The sequence below is a fragment of the Sphingomonas aquatilis genome (assembly GCF_014196115.1).
GTDB classification, from domain to species: Bacteria; Pseudomonadota; Alphaproteobacteria; order Sphingomonadales; family Sphingomonadaceae; genus Sphingomonas; species Sphingomonas aquatilis.
The window spans coordinates 741,126-757,708 of record NZ_JACIDB010000001.1; the positions used below are offsets into that span (position 1 = coordinate 741,126).

Below are 16,583 nucleotides of genomic sequence, written 5' to 3' on the forward strand. Positions count from 1 at the left end.
ATCAGGCTCCTGGAAAGATGGGCTTGCGGCGGGCGAGGAAGGCGGCGACGCCTTCGCGGGATTCGGGATGCGCGCCGGCGGCGGCGATGGTCGCGGCCTCTGCGTCGAGGTGATCGCGCAACGTGGCGGTCGCGCCCTCGAGCAGCAGGTGTCGCGCGGCCCCGATCGCGGCGGTCGGGGCGGCGACCAGCGCCTGCGCGGTGCGGAGCGCCTCGTCCGCCAGATCGGCATCGTCGACGGTGCGGGTGACAAGGCCGATCCGCTCCGCCTCGTCTGCACCGATGCGCGCATTGGTCAGGATCATCGCCTGGGCACGGCGCAGGCCGATGAGGCGGGGCAGCAGCCAACTCATCCCGCCATCGGGGCTGAGGCCGATGCCGGTATAGGCTGCGGTGAAATGCGCCGAGCGCGACGCGATCACGACATCCCCCAACAAGGCGAGGCTGAGGCCGGCGCCGGCTGCGGGGCCGTTGACCGCGACGACCAGCGGCTTGGCCATCGTCGCCATCGTCACGACCGCGCCGTGCAGCGTATCGGCCAGGTCGCGCAGGAAGCGCGGCGCATCCTCGCCCGCCGTCGCCATGCCGCCGACATCGCCGCCCGCGCAGAACAGCCGGCCGGCGCCGGTGAGCAGGACGCAGCGGACGGCAGGATCTGCGGCGACGTCGGTCGCGGCACTCGCGAGGTCTGCGGCCAGCGCCGGGTCGATCGCATTGCCGGCGTCGGGCCGGTTGAGCGTCAGATGGGCGATGCCGCCGTCGCGGCGCAGCAGGACGGTGCTCATCGGCAGCTCTCCATGGCCTCGCGGGCCAGACGGGCGAGGCGGGGGAAGGCCGCGGCACGCTCGCGGGCGTGGGCGGAGGCGGCAGTGCCGCGGATCACCCGGCCCTTGATGCCGTGGAAGATCGCAGCGAGGCGGAAGACGTTGAAGGCGACGTAAAAATCGTAATGGGGAATGGCGGTGCGGCCCGTGCGCGCGCAGTAGGCGGCGATGTACTCCCGCTCGCTGGGGATACCGAGCGCGGCGATGTCCGCGCCGGCCAGCCCGGCGACGATGTCGGGCGGCATCCGGTACATCATCGCATGATAGGCGAAATCGGCGAGCGGATGGCCGAGTGTGGAGAGCTCCCAGTCGAGTACCGCGAGGATGCGCGGTTCGGTGGGGTGGAAGATCATGTTGTCGCAGCGGAAATCGCCGTGGACGATCCGTGTCTCGTCGTCCGCGGGGATGTTGTCGGGCAACCACGCGACCAAGGCGTCCATGTCCGAATCGCGGCCGGCATCGGCATCGTCCTGATATTGTTTCGACCAGCGCGCGATCTGCCGCGCGAAGTAATTGCCGGGCCGCCCGTAATCACCGAGGCCGACGGCGGCGTAATCGACGCCGTGCAGGGCAGCGAGCGTCGCGTTCATCGCGTCGAAATAGGCGGCGCGCTCTTCCCGCGGCACGTCTGGGAAGGTCGCGTCCCAGACGATCCGTCCCTCGACCAGCCCCATCACGAAGAACGGCGTGCCGATGACGCCGTCGTCGGCGCAGATGCCTTGGACTGGCGCGACCGGCACGTCGGTATTCGCCAGCGCGGTGAGCACGCGCGCTTCGCGCAACACATCGTGTGCGCCCTTCAACAGCGGCCCCGGCGGTTTACGGCGCAGCACATAAGCGGCGCCGGGCGTGGTCAGGCGATAGGTGGGGTTGGACTGCCCGCCCTTGAACTGGTCCACGGTCAGCGGCCCGGAAAAGCCATCGACATGGTCGGCCATCCAGCGGGCGAGCGCGGCCTCGTCGAAACGGTGCGCGTCCCGGACGGCGGTGGTGCCCGCGTTGGCGGTCTGGCTGAGCGCTTCGGTCATAGCGCCGTCCAGACGGACGCGCGTTTGGCGGCGCGGGCGTCAGGCGCGGCGTCCGGTGCGTCATGCGTTAGGGCGTTCAACGCCGTGTACGCTTCGAGGCGGGCGATCGTCAGCCGGCCCGCGCGCGCGATCCGGATATAGCGGTGCGTCATGCCTGCGCCGCCTTCCAGTCGCGCTTGATCTTCTTGGCGAGGCTCCATTTGTGGACTTCGGTCGGGCCGTCGTAGATGCGGAAGGCACGGATTTCGCGGAACACCTGTTCGACGATCGTATCGCCGGTGACGCCGGTGCCGCCCATCACCTGCACACAGCGGTCGGCGACGCGCATCAGCGCTTCCGACACGGCGACCTTGGTCATCGAGCTTTCCGGACCGCCGTTCGCGCCGCCATCCAGCGCGTCGGCGCACCAGTCGATCATCAATTCGGCCTGTTTCAGATCGATGAGGTTTTCGGCGAGCATGAAGCCGACGCCTTCGTGATCGATCAGCACCTTGCCGAAGGCATGGCGGCGATTGGCGTAGTCGGTCGCGATCTCATGCGCGCGGACGCACGCGCCGAGCCAGCGCATGCAGTGCGACAACCGGGCCGGGGCGAGGCGGATCTGGGCATATTTGAACCCTTCGCCGCTGTGCCCCAGCATCTGGTCGGCCGGAATGCGCAGATTGTCGATCCGCACCACGGCATGGCCACCGGGCATCGAGCTGTCGATCGTATCGAGCACGCGTTCGATGGTGATCGCCGGGTCGGGCAGGTCGACCAGAAACATGCAGGCGCCCCCGGTCCCGTCGGTGGCGTCCGACTTCGCCATGACGATCCCGACCTTCGCGCCCTCGGCACCGGTGATGAACGCCTTGCGACCGTTGACCACCCAGTGATTGCCGTCGAGCGTCGCAGTGGTCTGCATCATCGACGGGTCCGAGCCGGCGCCGCCGTCTGCCGCGGGTTCGGTCATGAAGAACGCCGAGCGTGCGTCGCCGCGCATCAGCGGATCGAGGAAGCGGCGCTTCTGATCGTCGCTGCCGACCTTGCCGAGCAGGTACATGTTGCCCTCGTCCGGCGCGGCGGTGTTGACCGCAATCGGGCCGAGCGGGGACAGGCCGGACTGGCGCAGGACATAGGCGGTCTCGCGCTGTGTCAGATGCGTGCCATCGGGCAGGATGTGGGGGGTGAGCACGCCTGCCGCGCGCGCCTTGCCGCGCAATTCGTCGACCAGCGCGTCGCTGGGCCCGTGCGCGTCAAGGCGCGGGTCGCTTTCGTACGGCGCGACGACATCGCGGACGAAGGCCTCCACCGCCGCGCCGATGGTACGCGCCCGCTCGGTGGGCGCGGTCATCGCGGCGCCATCCGGATCGCGCCGTCGAGGCGGATCGTTTCGCCATTGAGCATCGGGTTGGTCACGATCGATTCGACCAGCTGCGCATATTCGTCGGGCTGGCCGAGGCGGCTGGGGAAGGGCACCTGCGCACCCAGGCTGTCCTGCGCCTCCTGCGGCAGCGTCGCGAGCAGCGGCGTCCAGAAGATGCCGGGCGCGATCGTCATCACGCGGATGCCATAGCGCGCCAGTTCCCGCGCGATCGGCAGCGTCATGCCGACCACGCCGCCCTTGGATGCGGCATAGGCAGCCTGCCCGATCTGACCGTCATAGGCAGCGACGGAGGCGGTGTTGATGACGACGCCGCGCTCCTCGCCGATCGGCGCCGCGGTGTGGAGTGCCGCGGCGAATTTCGACAGGACGTTGAACGTGCCGATCAGATTGATCGTCACGATTTTCGAGAAGGACGCGAGCGGCAGCGGGTTGCCGTCGCGGTCGATCACCTTCGCAGGCGGGCCGATGCCGGCGCAATTCACCAGAATGCGCGCCTTGCCGTTGACGCCCTCCGCTTCCGCGATGGCATCGGCGACCGCCTGTTCGTCGGTGACATCGACGCGCACGAAATGCCCGCCGATCTCCTGCGCTAGCGCCGTGCCGAGATCGGCGTTGAGATCGAAGATCGTGACCTTGGCGCCCTGAGCCGCAAGCCGTTTGGCGGTGCCGCCGCCAAGGCCGGAGGCCCCGCCCGTCACGATCGCCGCAATGCCATCGATATTCATCCTGTCGTCTCTCCGAATTGGTGGGTTTGGGAGGGCGCCGTCACAGCGCGCGGGCGATCACCATGCGCTGAATGTCCGATGTGCCTTCGTAGATCTGGCAGACGCGGACATCGCGATAGATGCGGGCGAGGCCGAATTCCTCGAGATAGCCGTAGCCGCCGAGCGTCTGGATCGCGCCGGATACGATCCGTTCGGCCGCCTCCGACGCGAACAGCTTCGCCATCGATGCGGCGGTCAGCGCCGGCTCGCCCGCGTCCTTCAGCGCGGCGGCGTGCAGTACGAGCTGCCGCGCCGCTTCCAATTGCGTGGCGAGGTCGGCGAGGCGGAAGCCGACCGCCTGATGGTCGATGATCGGCTTGCCGAAGCTGCGACGGTCACGCGCATAAGCGACGGCGATGTCGAGCGCGGCCTGCGCCATGCCGACCGACTGGGCGGCGATGCCGATCCGTCCCGCCTCCAGATTGGCGAGCGCGATGGCATAGCCGCGGCCCTCTTCGCCCAGCAGCGCATCGGCGGGCACGTCGCAGTCGACGAAGCGCAGCGCGCACGTGTCGGAGGCGGACTGGCCGAGCTTGTGTTCGACCTTGTCGACGACATAGCCGGGCGTGTCGGTGGGGACGAGGAAGGCGGACATCCCCTTGCGCCCCGCCCCGGGATCGGTGACGGCGATCACCATCGCAACCCCGGCGATCTTGCCCGACGTGATGAATTGCTTGGCGCCGTTCAGCCGCCATCCGCCATCGATGCGCGTTGCGGTGGTGCGGATCGCCGCGGCATCCGATCCCGCATCGCTCTCGGTCAACGCGAAGGCGCCGATCGCGTCGCCGGATACCAGTCGTGGCAGCCAGCGTGCCTGTTGTGCCGCGCTGCCGTCCTTGAGCAGGCCCGAAACCATGATCGAATTCTGGATCGACACGATCGTCGACAGCGCGCCGTCGGCCGCGGCAAGCTCGATCAGGGCGAGCGCGTACGAGACGTAATCGGTGCCGGCCCCGCCGACATCGGCAGGCGCGGTCATGCCCATCAGGCCAAGGTCGCCAAGCTGCCGGAACAGGTCGGGCGGATAGCCGCCCGCCGCTTCGAAACCGGCGCTTGCCGGACGAAGACGCTCTTGCGCGAAGGCACGTACCATGTCGCGGATGGCGATCTGGTCGTCGGTCAGGATCACGTCTGCCTCTCCCGTCGCGCCCGGTTGTCGGGTCGCCGTGCCTGCCGGGATAGCGGACGCGAGGCGTTTGGGCTTTGCCCGGCACTCGCGCCGCTTTTCACATTTCTTGCGCTGCGATTGCCGGGCGAGGCTGCGCTGTGGTTCGACCCGATCATAACGATAAGGGAGAGGTGCGATGCATCCGGCAGACCATGCCGTCCGTCATCCGCAGAAGGCCGCGATCGTGCTGGCGACGTCGGGCGAGCAGATCAGCTTCGCCGCGCTGGATGCGCAGTCCAATGCCAGCGCGTGGCAGTTGCGGGCGTTGGGCCTGACCCGCGGCGATGTCGTCGCAACCGTGTTCGCCAATGCGCCCGAGGTCTTCGTGTTCGGCTGGGCGGCGCAGCGGTCCGGGCTGTACCAGACCGCGATCTCGAACAAGCTGAGCGCGCGCGACATCGCCTATATCCTGCGCGATTGCAGGGCGAAGCTGCTGGTCGTCTCGCCCGCTTATGCCGAACTGGCGCTGGCGGCTTTGGCAGAGGCGCCGGATGTGCCGGCCTATTGCTGGACGGGCGCACGCGAGGGGCTGGCGGACTGGTCCGCGGCGGTGGCGGCGCGGCCGACCACCCCGATCCCGGATGAAAGCGCGGGGACTGATCTGCTCTATTCCTCCGGAACCACCGGGCGGCCGAAGGGGGTGAAGGGGGCGCTGCCAACCGGGCCGATCGGCGCGGACACGCCGCTGACGCGGATGGGCAGCGGCCTGTACGGCATGGGTGCGGACAGCATCTATCTGTCGACGTCACCACTCTATCACGCCGCGCCGCTACGCTGGGCGATGGCTGTGCAGCAACTGGGCGGGACCGTGATCGTCATGGAGCGGTTCGATGCCGAGGAGGCGCTGCGCCTGATCGAGCGGTATCGGGTGACGCAGGCGACGTTCGTGCCGACGCATTTCGTGCGCATGCTAAAGCTGCCCGAGGCGGTGCGCCGCCGCTATGACTTATCGTCGTTGCGCGCCGTGGTGCATGCGGCGGCGCCATGCCCCGTGCCGGTCAAGCGCGCGATGATCGAATGGCTGGGGCCGATCGTCCACGAATATTATTCGGGCACCGAAAGCTGCGGGATCACCGCCTTGTCGAGCGAGGAATGGCTGCGCAAGCCGGGGTCGGTCGGGCGTGCGGTGCTGGGCAATATCCATATCGTCGACGATGCGGGCGTCGAGCTGCCGCCGGGGGAAACGGGCAACGTCTTTTTCGGCGACGGGCCGCGATTCGAATATCTCAACGATCCGGTGAAGACGGCGGAGGCGCACAATGATGCAGGCTGGGCGACGTTGGGCGACATCGGGCATGTCGATGAGGATGGCTATCTGTTCCTGTCCGACCGCAAGAGCTTCATGATCATTTCGGGCGGGGTGAACGTCTATCCGCAGGAAATTGAGAATCTGCTGGTGACGCACCCGGCGGTCGCCGACGTCGCGGTGATCGGCGTGCCGTGCGACGAGATGGGGGAGAGCGTGCTGGCGATCGTGCAGCCGGCCGCGACCGTGCGGGCGGACGATGCGCTGGCGGAGGAGCTGCGCGGCTTTGCCCGGCGCGAGCTGGGCGGGGTGAAGACGCCCAAGCGCGTGGTGTTCCAGGCGGAGCTGCCGCGCGAGCCGACGGGCAAGTTGCTGAAGCGCGTGCTGCGCGAACACTATTGCCGCTAGCTGCGGCGTCGGGCGGTCGTCCGCGTTGTCGGCGCCGTCGTGCCATCGGTGTGGCGTCGCCGATCACTGCGCCGTCGACGCTCTGCACCACCCGGCGCTCGGCATCGACGGCATGGCCGCTGACGACGGTCGCCACATCGAATGGCAGGGTCAGGGGATGAGCACGACCTTGATGCACTCGCCACGCGCCTGCGCCGCGATGGCGTCGTTGATCTGGGCGAGCGGGAAGGTCTGGACCAGCCGGTCGAACGGGAAGCGGCCGTCGCGATGCGCCGCGATCAGCTGCGGAATGAAGGTCTGCGGATCGCTGTCGCCCTCCATGATCCCGACGACGCGCTGCCCGAAGGTGATCATCGCGGCAATGTTGATCGCGACGGCATCCTCCGCCTTCGGGGGAACGCCGACCAGCCCGATCATGCCGCGGGAGGCGAGCGCGCCGAGCGCCGCCTCGATCGCCTCGACCCGGCCGCTGGTGTCGAAGGCGAAGTCGAAGCCATCGGCGATGATGCCGCGCAACGCTTCGGTGACGGGACCGGCATGGGGATCGATGACGTGGGTCGCGCCGAGGTCCAGTGCGATCTGGCGGCGTGCCTCAACGGGTTCGACCAGCGCGATCGTCGTGCAGCCCTGGATTTTTGCGCCCATCACCGCAGCGAGACCGACGGGCCCGCCGCCGACGATCGCGATCGAGCTGCCCGCCGGACAGGCCATCGAGCGCATCACCCCGCCGGCGCCGGTCTGGAACCCGCAGCCAAGGGGCCCAAGGATTTCGAGCGGTGCGTCCGCGTCCTCGACCTTCACGACATTGCCCGCGCGGACGATCGCCTGGGCGGCAAAGCTCGACTGGCCGAAGAAGTGCGAGGCGATCGACTCGCCATTGGCGGAATAGGCGGTCGACCCGTCCTCCAGCCGCATGCCGGCATAGTTCAGCGGCGGAAAATCGCGGCAATAGCTGGGCAGATGCTCCTGGCAGCGCGCGCAATGGCCGCAGCTGGAAAAGCCGAGGACGACACGGTCGCCGACCGCCAGTCCCTCGACTCCCTCGCCGACCTCTTCGATCACGCCTGCACCCTCGTGGCCGAGCACGGCCGGCAGCGGGTAGGGGGCGAACTGGTCGCGAAAGACGAGATCGGTGTGGCACAGGCCGACCCCGGCGATCTTGACGCGGACCTCACCGGCGCGCGGTGCTTCGACCGTGACCTCCTCGATCGAGAATGCGCCCTTGGGTGTGCGGGCAACCGCGGCGATGGTCTGCATGAGTGTCCCTACTGGATGGTATGGCGCCAGCCGCTGGGCGTCTGGCCGGCATATTGGCGGAAGGCTCGCGTGAAATGACTCTGGCTGGTGAAGCCCAGCCGGTCGGCGATGGCGGCGATCGACATGTCGGACGCGGCGAGCAATTCCTGTGCGCGATCGAGACGCGCCTTCATCACATATTGATGGGGCGTCGTGCCGGTCGATTTCTTGAACACGCGGCAGAAATGCGACGGCGTCAGGCCCGCGCGCTGCGCCAGCGCCTCCAGCGTATGGTCGCCTTCGGGATGGGCGAGAATGTCGTTCATGATCTGGTGAATGCGATAGGCGGAGAAATCGGTGCTGGGGAAGGCGGCGTCGGCGACCGGCGTCGTGCCGCGCAGCGTGTGCGCACGCAGCGCGCCGAGCAGCGTATCGATGTAATTCGCGCGTTCCTCGGTCTGCGCGGCGTATAATTCGCCCAGGATCTGCCGCGTCAGCGCGATGCCGAGCGGGTCGGCGAAGGCGAAGCGCATCGCGCGAAACTGATCGACCGCGCTCTGCCGTTGCAGCTCGTCGACCGGCACCGAGACGGTGACGACGTCGAGTTCGCCGTCGATCCGCCAGCCCGTGCTGACCCCAGCGGGCACGATCGTCGCGCAGCCGGGAATCGAGCGCGACTTGCTCCACTGATCCGCTTCCCACAGGCGGGTGTCGGGCTTGCCGCCGACATGGACGACGAAGACGGGATCGACCAGCGCCGGCAGTTCATAGCTGCCGATGAATTGCCGCCAGCGGGCGAATTGCCACGCGCCGATGTTGACGCTGCGATCGGGCGCGCGGCCCAGTGTCTTGGCGATGATCGTTTCGTTGCTGGGCATGCCCGTCGCGTCCCTCTCCATCACGCAGCCCGCAGAACGACGTCGAGGTTCTTCAGGCCGTTGATGAAGTTCGACCGGAACCGACGCGGCGGCGCTTGCACGTCGAACGATGTAACACGATCGGCGAGCGTGTCGAACGCGATGCGCAGCTGCATTTCGGCGAGGCGCGATCCGACGCAGACGTGCTGGCCGGCCCCGAAGCCGACATGCTGCGCACCCTTGCGACGAACGTCGAAGCGATCGGCATCGGGGAAGGCGCTTTCGTCGCGATTGGCGGAGATGTACCACAGCACGACCTTGTCGCCCTTCGCGATGGCCTGACCGCCGACGATGGTGTCCTCCATCGCCGTTCGGCGCATGTGCATGACGGGGCTGGCATAGCGGACCATCTCCGGCGCGGCGGTCTTCAGCACGTCGCGGTCGGCGCGGATCGCATCCCACTGGTCCGGGTTGGCCGAAAAGGCGGCGACGCTGTGGCTGAGCGAGTTGCGCGTCGTTTCGTTGCCGCCGACCAGCACCAAGATGAGATTGCCGATGAAATCGCGGAACGGCACCGGCACGCCGTCGATCTCGGCATTGGCGAGCAGCGAGGCGATGTCACCGGTCGGTTCGGCGCGGCGCGCCTCGAACAGCTCCTGGCCGAAGGCGAAGAATTCGCCCAGCGTCGCGCCCATCGCTTCCGGGCTCTGGCGGAATTCGGGATCGTCCTCGCCGACGAAGGCATTGGTCCAGTCGTACAGCTTGGGCCACAGGTCGATCGACACGCCGAGCAGTTCGGCCAGCGTCATCAGCGGCAGCGGTGCGGCGAGGGCCGGCACCAGATTGATCGTCTCGCCGAGCGGGATGTCCGCGACCAGCTGTGCGACCCGCGTCCGGATGCGCGTTTCGATATCGCCGAGCCGGGCGGGGGACAGCGCCGGCATGACGAACTTGCGGTAGCGGGTGTGGATCGGCGGATCGCGCGAGATGAAGGGGATGCCGATCGCCGACTCGCCGGCGCCGGTCAGCCCGACCTCGTTTTCGTTGAAGATGCGATGGCCGCCATTCTCATAGGCCGACGAGAACAGCTGCGGCTGGCGTGACACCTCGACAATGTCGGCATGGCGCATGACCGACCAGAAGCCCGCACCGTCGCTTTCGGGGGTCCAATGCACCGGGTCTTCGCGCCGCAGGTGCGCGAACAGGTCCCATGGCACCCCGGCTTCGTACAGGCCGGGGTCCTTCAGGTCGGCGGCGAGCAGCGTCGCCATCAGAACGCCACCCGGATCGAGCCGCCGTAGGTGCGCGGCGTTGCGGGAACGAGGAAGTTGTAGGGGAAGCCCGCCCCGCGCAGATCGAGGCCATAGGCATAGACGCGCGCGTTGAAGAGGTTGTTGGCGAACGCCTTGATCGTGAAGCGACCCGTGGTCAGTGCGGCGGTCAGATTGACCTTGGCATAGCCGCCCTGTTGCAATTCGCTGTTGCGCTGCCCGGTGCCGACCGCATTGATCGCGTTGAACGGCGAGAAATACTGGCGCGAGAAATAGGCGACGCTGGGCGACACGGTGAGGCCGTTGGTGCCGTTCTTGAACACGGTCAGGTCGACGCCACCCTGTGCGGTGAAGCGCGGTGCGAACGGCAGGTCGTTGCCGTTGAGCACCGTGTTCTGGAGCGTCAGCTGCTTGTACGTCGAATGGAGGTAGCCCGCGGCAGCCGTCAGCACGATCGCCGGCGATACGCGCAGCCGCGCCTCGCCCTCCGCGCCATAGACTTCGGCCTTGGGCGCATTGACCAGGAAAGATACCGGACCAGGCCGCGTGTCCTGCACCTGCTGGTTGGCATAATCGTAGTAGAAGGCGGCGGCGGTCAGCGTCAGCGCATTGTCGAAATAGCGGCCCTTCAGCCCGACCTCATAGGCATTGACGCGTTCGGGCGCGATATAGTTGATGCCCGCCGACGAGGTGTAGCCGCCGCCGTTGAACGCGCCCGAGCGATAGCCGCGATTGTAGCTGGCATAGACCAGCGTGCCGCCGTCGAACGTGTAGCTGAGCGAGACGCGGCCGGTGAGCGCGTTGTTCCGGCCGTCGAGCGCAAAGCGCGCCGCCGGATTGTAGGCGCAGGTGCCGGGTACGCCGGGGCAGGGCACCGTCGTCGCCAACGGCGTCTGGGTGCCGCCGATGTTGCCGGCGAACAGATAGGCATAGCCGTCGCGATACTGGCTGCGATCCCAGGTGTATCGCGCGCCCAGCGTCAGCACGAGGCGGCTGGTGAGGTCGTAATCGCCCTGGGCGAACACGGCGTAGCTGCGCCGCACCTGGCGGTAATGCTGGAAGAAGCCGCCGTTGACGTTCGGCCCGAGTGCCTGGCCGATGTTGAACGTATTGTCGGTGGTGACCTGATCCCAGCCGTAGAAGCCGCCGGCGACCAGCTTCAGCTTGTCTGCGCTATAGTTGAAGCGCGCTTCCTCGCTGAACTGCTGGAAGGACGAGCGCCAGTTGATGTCGAGCACGTCGAGCGGCGAGCCGTCCGCCGCCTGTTGCAGGTTCTGCTTGCCGCCGTCGCGTGAGGTGATCGAGGTGAAGGTCAGCTTGGGCGAGACTTCGTAGGCGATCGTCGCCGATGCGCCATAGGCTTCGGTGCGGTTCAGCCCCATGCGGTTTTCGTTGGTCTGGAAGAAGCCGAGGCCCGTGCGATAGGGCAGCAGGCCGTGGATCGCCGCCTGCGCGCCGCGGTCGCGCCCGCCATAGACCTTCAGCTTGATATCGAGCGGGCCGGCGCCCGGGCGGATGCGCAGGGTCGCGCGGCCTTGCAGCGTGTCCTGCGAATTGCCGTCGCGGCCGCCCGGGAAGACGTTCTGGATCTGGCCATCGCCCTTGGCATAATTGCCGGCGATGCGCAGGCCGAGCTGGTCTTCGACCATCGTCGTCTCGATCGCCGCCTGCGCGGTATAGGTGTTGAAGTTGCCGTAGCCGCCTTCGACATAGCCTTCGTTGCCGCTGAGCGTCGGCCCCTTGGTGATGAAGTTGATCGCGCCGCCGGTGGTGTTGCGGCCGAACAGCGTGCCCTGCGGGCCGCGCAGCACCTCGACGCGTTCGAGATCGAACAGGCCCATGCCGTGCGCGGTGCGGCTGGCAAGGTACACATCGTCGACATACACGCCGATCGGCGACGCCTGATTCGAATTGTATTCGTTGGCAACACTGATCCCGCGCAGCGAGAAATTGGGCTGGGTCGAGCCATAAGGGCTGCTGACCTGCAGGTTGGGCACCGCGGCGGCGAGGTTCGCCGAATTGGTGATGCCCTTCGTCGTCAGCGTGTTGCCGCCGATCGCCGAGATTGCGATCGGCACGGCGAGGACGGATTGTTCGCGGCGCTGCGCGGTGACGACGATGTCGCCGCCCTGGTCCGGGGTGGCGGCGGGCTGTTGCTGATCATCCGCAGCGGGGGCGGCCGGCGGCGTCGTGGCCGCATCGGTGCCGTTCGTGGATTGAGGCTGCGTCTGGGCCTGCGCCATCGCAGGATATGTCAATGCGGCGCCGGCGAGCAGGGCCGTGGCGAACCTGGACATCATGGTCCTCTCCTTGTGATGGGAGGCTCTCGGGTGGCCTCTTCCATGCTGTTGTGTAGCGCAGCCCTTCGTCCGGCGCTTTGCATGGCCTTGTTTCGCTTTTTCACATTTCTTGCGCGCACCGCTGCACGGCGGCACCGATCTGCTACGTCGATGGCACAAGGTGTTGCCCGCTTGCCGCGGAGCCACCGCACAGGAGAGCGAGATGGATTTCGACGGTCCCTACACCATGACCATCGGCGGCCGGTCGGTGCCCGGCTCGGCCACGTTCGACGTCGTCAATCCGGCCACCGAAGCGGTGATCGCACAGGCCCCGGAGGCATCGCGCGAGGATCTGGATGCGGCGGTCAAGGCGGCGCGCGATGCCTTCCCCGGCTGGGCGGCGACACCGATCGCGGAACGCCGCCGGGTGATCGACGCGCTGGGTGATGCGATCCTCGCCAATCTCGACGCATTCAAGCGCCTGCTGACGCTTGAGCAGGGCAAGCCCCACGCCGATGCCCAGGGCGAGGTCGGCGGCGCGGGCATGTGGCTGAAGGGCGCGGCGACGCTCGACCTGCCGGTGACGGTCAACGAGGATACCGCCGAACGTTACAGCGAGACGCGGCATGTGCCGATCGGCGTGGTGGGCGCCATCGCTCCGTGGAATTTCCCGATGATCCTCGCGATGTTCAAGGTTGGGCCGGCGCTGCTCGCGGGCAATACGATGGTGCTGAAGCCGTCGCCGTTCACGCCGCTGACCACGCTGAAATTCGGCGAGCTGGCCGCGACCATCCTGCCCGCCGGCGTGCTCAACGTCGTGACCGGCGGCGATCGGCTGGGACCGTGGCTGACCGAGCATCCCGGCATCGACAAGGTGAGCTTCACCGGATCGACCGCGACCGGGCGCCGGGTCATGCAGAGCGCGTCGGCGACGCTGAAGCGCGTGACGCTGGAACTGGGCGGCAACGATCCGGCGATCGTGATGCCCGATGCCGACGTCGCGGCGATCGCGGAAAAGCTGTTCTGGGCGGCCTTCACCAACAACGGCCAGATCTGCATCGCGACGAAGCGGATGTACGTACACGAGGCCGTGTACGAGCCGCTGAAGGCGGCGCTGGTCGCCTATGCCAAGACGGTGAAGGTGGGCGATGGGTCGGAACAGGGCACGCAGATCGGCCCGATCAACAACCGTCTGCAATATGAGCGCGTGCTGAGCCTGATCGCGGACGCCAAGGACAAGGGCTACACGTTCCTGATCGGCGGCGACGCTTCGGACACGCCGGGGTATTTCATCCCGGTGACGATCATCGACAATCCTCCCGAAGACAGCCGCATCGTGCAGGAAGAGCAGTTCGGCCCGGTGCTGCCGCTGATCCGCTTCGACGATGTCGAGGACGTGATCGCCCGCGCCAACGCCAGCGAATATGGTCTGGGCGCCTCGGTCTGGGGCGCAGACGAGGACGCCGCATATGCGGTCGCCGAACGGATCGCGAGCGGCACCGTCTGGGTCAACGAGGTACAGCATCTGACGCCGTTCGCCGCGTTTGGCGGCATGAAGCAATCCGGCCTGGGCGTGGAAGGCGGCCTCGAAGGCCTGGCGGAATATACCAATACGCAGACGATCACGCGGCGGCGGTGATGTGATTGCGCGATCCTGACGGCCACGGCGTTTTGTGGGTGTTGTAGGGGCGTATTCGGATGGTCGCCCGTCGCGAAGCGGTTGTGCTTCCGCGACGGGCGTCCAGCTGTTCCGACGTCGTCAGTTTCTGAGTCGTGTGGGCCCAGTTGTAACTTGGACTTCGCGTGTAAAGCACAGATACTGCTGGCAATTTATCACAACAGAGCATCGGCGATAATTGTCGGCGCGGTCGCTGTGTAGTCCGCGTCCGAGATGATATTCCTGATCAGTGACCCTGAATACGTCGGATACGATGCATTTTTGGTGGTAAAGCCAAGATATCTTGCCGCCCTCAGCGACTCCCATTTATCGCCTACCGAAGCGGTAGGAAAAAGGGAGTGGCGCGCATGTGGGGACGCAAATTCGTAAAGGTCGGCACGGCAAGCGCTGCCGTGGCATTGCTGGCCGCGACACCGGCCTTGGCGACCGATGGCTATTTCCTCAACGGCGTTGGCGCCAAAGCCAAGGGTATGGGCGGCGTCGCCATCGCCTTGCCGCAGGACGCGCTTTCGATCGTGTCCAATCCGGCGGCGGGGACCTTCATCGGGCATCGCCTGGACGGCGGCGTGGAGGTCTTCGTCCCCGATCGCGGCGCAGGCATCAGGGGTAATGCGGCGGGCCCCGACGCGCGGTTCGGCGGCAATGGCAGCAATCCGTTCGTGCTACCCGAGATCGGCTATGTGCGGCCGCTGTCGGACAGGTTTGCGGTCGGCATCGCCATCAGCGGCAATGGCGGGATGAACACGAACTACAAGGCCAATCCCTTCGCCCGCTTCGGTGCGACCGGCCGGGCCGGGGTCAATCTGCAGCAGCTGTTCGTGTCGCCGACCCTGTCGGCGCGGATCGCGCCCGGTCACGGCATCGGCATTTCGCCGGTGATCGCGGTGCAGAGCTTTCGCGCGAACGGCCTGCAGCCCTTCGCCGCCGCCTCCGCCGATCCGCAGCACTTCACCGACCGTGGCACTAGCTGGTCCGCGGGCGTCGGCGTGCGCGTCGGCTATCTGGGGCAGATTACCGACTGGTTGAGCGTCGGCGCCTTCTACCAGTCGAAGATCGCGACTGGACGGTTCAATCGTTATGCCGGACTGTTCGCGGATCGTGGCGGCTTCGACATCCCCGCGTCTTACGGCGCGGGACTCGCGGTCAAGCCGGTGCCCGCGCTGACGATCGCGGCGGATTACAAGCGGATCGACTATTCCGGGGTGGGCGCGGTGGGCAATCCGCTCGCCCCCCTGTTCCGCGGCGTGCCGTTCGGGGCGGCGGGTGGCCCCGGCTTCGGCTGGCGCGACGTCAATGTCGTCAAGGTCGGCGCCAGCGTCACCGCCAGCCCGCGCTGGCAGCTGCGCGCGGGCTATGGCCATTCGGACAATCCCGTGCCGCCATCGCAGACGTTCCTCAACATCCTCGCGCCCGGCGTCGTGCAGGACCATGTCACGCTCGGCGCGACCTATACGACGCGCTCGGGCGTCGAGATCACCGGTTTCGCGATGCATGTCCCGAAACGGCGGGTCGAGGGTCGCGGTTCGATCCCCGCGTCTTTCGGTGGCGGCGAGGCCGATATCCATTTAGGTGAGACGTCGATCGGACTGTCGTTCGGCAAGCGCTTTTGAAGGAGGTGGCATGAGCCTGGCGGACACGCTGATGCCGTTGGCGGGCGGTGTGGTCATAGGGGCGGCGGCCGGCGGGTTCCGGATCATGACCGGGCGGATCGCGGGCATCAGCGGCATCTATCGACAGGCCGTCACCGGCCCCGATCGGTGGTGGCGGCTCGCCTTTCTGGCGGGACTCGTCATGGCAGGCGTGGGCGCGACGGCGCTGGGTGCGATGCGCGGGGCAGCGGCGATCGACGCGATGGGCCTGCCGCTGCTGATCGGCGGCGGCCTGCTCGTCGGGTTCGGGGCGGGGTTCGGCGGCGGCTGCACCAGCGGGCACGGCGTCTGCGGGATCGCCCGCCTGTCGCCGCGGTCGCTGGTGGCGGTGCCGGTGTTCATGCTCAGCGCGGTCCTGACCGTGCTGGTGACGAAATGACCCGGCGTCATCCAATTGTCCTCACCGCCTTTGCCTGCGGCCTGCTGTTCGGCATCGGCCTAGTGATATCGGGCATGACCGACCCGGCGCGCATCCGTGCGTTTCTGGACGTGACGGGAGACTGGAACCCCAGCCTCGCCCTCGTCATGATCGGCGCGATCGCGACCGCGGCACCCTTCTTCGCCTATGCGCGTCGGCGCGAAGGTAACGATGGGGGCGGGGGGCAGGATGTGCGACGGATCGACGCGCAGCTGGTGATCGGGGCGACGATCTTCGGCATCGGCTGGGGGCTTACTGGGATTTGTCCGGGGCCCGCCTTCGTCAATCTCGTCGCCGCGCCGCAGCCGGTCGTGCTGCTGCTTGTCGCAATGGGTGGCGGGCTCGCGCTGTCGCGCTGGATCGGTGCGCGGCGATAGGCGACGCCCGGGCTA

The 16,583-nt window shown here is 67.4% G+C and carries 15 protein-coding genes; 5 read left to right on the forward strand and 10 right to left on the reverse strand.

All coding sequences use genetic code 11. From position 1 onward, the window contains the following. Position 1 precedes the first annotated feature (1 nt). The 6 genes from GGR47_RS03495 to GGR47_RS03520 are packed head-to-tail and all read right to left on the reverse strand — an operon-like array spanning position 2 to position 5,107. Positions 2–784 carry an enoyl-CoA hydratase/isomerase family protein gene (locus tag GGR47_RS03495; RefSeq protein WP_147034921.1) on the reverse strand — a complete coding sequence of 261 codons (783 nt, stop codon included), beginning with the start codon at positions 782–784 and terminating at the stop codon, positions 2–4. Then, positions 781–1,851, reverse strand: a complete 1,071-nt coding sequence (locus GGR47_RS03500) for a phosphotransferase (protein WP_147034920.1) — start codon at positions 1,849–1,851, stop codon at positions 781–783. Before GGR47_RS03500 ends, GGR47_RS03495 begins: the two co-directional genes overlap by 4 nt. After that, the gene (locus GGR47_RS03505; RefSeq protein WP_167509682.1) at positions 1,848–2,003 is read right to left on the reverse strand and encodes a hypothetical protein; all 156 of its coding nucleotides are present in this window, start codon (positions 2,001–2,003) and stop codon (positions 1,848–1,850) included. The genes GGR47_RS03500 and GGR47_RS03505 overlap by 4 nt, the downstream gene beginning before the upstream one ends. Beyond that, positions 2,000–3,184, reverse strand: coding sequence for an acyl-CoA dehydrogenase family protein (locus tag GGR47_RS03510; protein ID WP_147034919.1), 1,185 nt, complete (start codon positions 3,182–3,184; stop codon positions 2,000–2,002). Before GGR47_RS03510 ends, GGR47_RS03505 begins: the two co-directional genes overlap by 4 nt. Continuing rightward, complete coding sequence (locus GGR47_RS03515) at positions 3,181–3,942, reverse strand: SDR family NAD(P)-dependent oxidoreductase (RefSeq protein WP_147034918.1); 762 nt, start codon at positions 3,940–3,942, stop codon at positions 3,181–3,183. Before GGR47_RS03515 ends, GGR47_RS03510 begins: the two co-directional genes overlap by 4 nt. 40 nt (positions 3,943–3,982) lie before the next feature. After that, a complete protein-coding gene (locus GGR47_RS03520) occupies positions 3,983–5,107 on the reverse strand; it encodes an acyl-CoA dehydrogenase family protein (protein WP_167509684.1) in 1,125 nt (374 codons plus the stop codon). 178 nt (positions 5,108–5,285) lie between these two features. Here GGR47_RS03520 and GGR47_RS03525 point away from each other — a divergent pair, with 178 nt between their 5' ends. Next, entirely contained in the window at positions 5,286–6,803 is a 1,518-nt protein-coding gene (locus tag GGR47_RS03525) for an acyl-CoA synthetase (protein ID WP_147034916.1), read from the forward strand. Between the two features lie 150 nt (positions 6,804–6,953). Here GGR47_RS03525 and GGR47_RS03530 read toward each other — a convergent pair whose 3' ends face one another. The 4 genes from GGR47_RS03530 to GGR47_RS03545 are packed head-to-tail and all read right to left on the reverse strand — an operon-like array spanning position 6,954 to position 12,467. Continuing rightward, positions 6,954–8,060 (reverse strand): NAD(P)-dependent alcohol dehydrogenase, encoded by a 1,107-nt coding sequence (locus GGR47_RS03530; RefSeq protein ID WP_147034915.1) that lies wholly within the window; start codon positions 8,058–8,060, stop codon positions 6,954–6,956. Between the two features lie 8 nt (positions 8,061–8,068). Further along, positions 8,069–8,917, reverse strand: coding sequence for a helix-turn-helix domain-containing protein (locus GGR47_RS03535; protein WP_244304934.1), 849 nt, complete (start codon positions 8,915–8,917; stop codon positions 8,069–8,071). Positions 8,918–8,937: 20 nt separating this feature from the next. Beyond that, complete coding sequence (locus GGR47_RS03540; protein ID WP_147034913.1) at positions 8,938–10,167, reverse strand: cytochrome P450; 1,230 nt, start codon at positions 10,165–10,167, stop codon at positions 8,938–8,940. After that, complete coding sequence (locus tag GGR47_RS03545) at positions 10,167–12,467, reverse strand: TonB-dependent receptor (RefSeq protein WP_147034912.1); 2,301 nt, start codon at positions 12,465–12,467, stop codon at positions 10,167–10,169. Before GGR47_RS03545 ends, GGR47_RS03540 begins: the two co-directional genes overlap by 1 nt. 202 nt (positions 12,468–12,669) lie before the next feature. On the opposite strand from GGR47_RS03545, the gene GGR47_RS03550 reads away from it, so the two are divergent. The 4 genes from GGR47_RS03550 to GGR47_RS03565 all read left to right on the forward strand — a co-directional run bounded on the left by GGR47_RS03550 (position 12,670) and on the right by GGR47_RS03565 (position 16,568). Continuing rightward, a complete protein-coding gene (locus GGR47_RS03550) occupies positions 12,670–14,085 on the forward strand; it encodes an aldehyde dehydrogenase family protein (protein ID WP_147034911.1) in 1,416 nt (471 codons plus the stop codon). A gap of 386 nt (positions 14,086–14,471) precedes the next feature. Next, on the forward strand, positions 14,472–15,734 hold the full coding sequence (locus tag GGR47_RS03555; protein WP_244304933.1) for an OmpP1/FadL family transporter: 1,263 nt from the start codon (positions 14,472–14,474) through the stop codon (positions 15,732–15,734). Between the two features lie 10 nt (positions 15,735–15,744). After that, the gene (locus GGR47_RS03560; protein WP_147034910.1) at positions 15,745–16,152 is read left to right on the forward strand and encodes a YeeE/YedE family protein; all 408 of its coding nucleotides are present in this window, start codon (positions 15,745–15,747) and stop codon (positions 16,150–16,152) included. Further along, positions 16,149–16,568, forward strand: coding sequence for a DUF6691 family protein (locus tag GGR47_RS03565; RefSeq protein ID WP_147034909.1), 420 nt, complete (start codon positions 16,149–16,151; stop codon positions 16,566–16,568). Before GGR47_RS03560 ends, GGR47_RS03565 begins: the two co-directional genes overlap by 4 nt. Positions 16,569–16,583 lie beyond the last annotated feature (15 nt).

Coding starts and splice junctions, on each gene's coding strand:
- GGR47_RS03495 (WP_147034921.1), bottom strand. CDS start 784: ATGAGCACCGTCCTGCTGCGCCGCGACGGCGGCATCGCCCATCTGACG.
- GGR47_RS03500 (WP_147034920.1), bottom strand. CDS start 1,851: ATGACCGAAGCGCTCAGCCAGACCGCCAACGCGGGCACCACCGCCGTC.
- GGR47_RS03505 (WP_167509682.1), bottom strand. CDS start 2,003: ATGACGCACCGCTATATCCGGATCGCGCGCGCGGGCCGGCTGACGATC.
- GGR47_RS03510 (WP_147034919.1), bottom strand. CDS start 3,184: ATGACCGCGCCCACCGAGCGGGCGCGTACCATCGGCGCGGCGGTGGAG.
- GGR47_RS03515 (WP_147034918.1), bottom strand. CDS start 3,942: ATGAATATCGATGGCATTGCGGCGATCGTGACGGGCGGGGCCTCCGGC.
- GGR47_RS03525 (WP_147034916.1), top strand. CDS start 5,286: ATGCATCCGGCAGACCATGCCGTCCGTCATCCGCAGAAGGCCGCGATC.
- GGR47_RS03530 (WP_147034915.1), bottom strand. CDS start 8,060: ATGCAGACCATCGCCGCGGTTGCCCGCACACCCAAGGGCGCATTCTCG.
- GGR47_RS03535 (WP_244304934.1), bottom strand. CDS start 8,917: ATGCCCAGCAACGAAACGATCATCGCCAAGACACTGGGCCGCGCGCCC.
- GGR47_RS03540 (WP_147034913.1), bottom strand. CDS start 10,167: ATGGCGACGCTGCTCGCCGCCGACCTGAAGGACCCCGGCCTGTACGAA.
- GGR47_RS03545 (WP_147034912.1), bottom strand. CDS start 12,467: ATGATGTCCAGGTTCGCCACGGCCCTGCTCGCCGGCGCCGCATTGACA.
- GGR47_RS03550 (WP_147034911.1), top strand. CDS start 12,670: ATGGATTTCGACGGTCCCTACACCATGACCATCGGCGGCCGGTCGGTG.
- GGR47_RS03555 (WP_244304933.1), top strand. CDS start 14,472: ATGTGGGGACGCAAATTCGTAAAGGTCGGCACGGCAAGCGCTGCCGTG.
- GGR47_RS03560 (WP_147034910.1), top strand. CDS start 15,745: ATGAGCCTGGCGGACACGCTGATGCCGTTGGCGGGCGGTGTGGTCATA.
- GGR47_RS03565 (WP_147034909.1), top strand. CDS start 16,149: ATGACCCGGCGTCATCCAATTGTCCTCACCGCCTTTGCCTGCGGCCTG.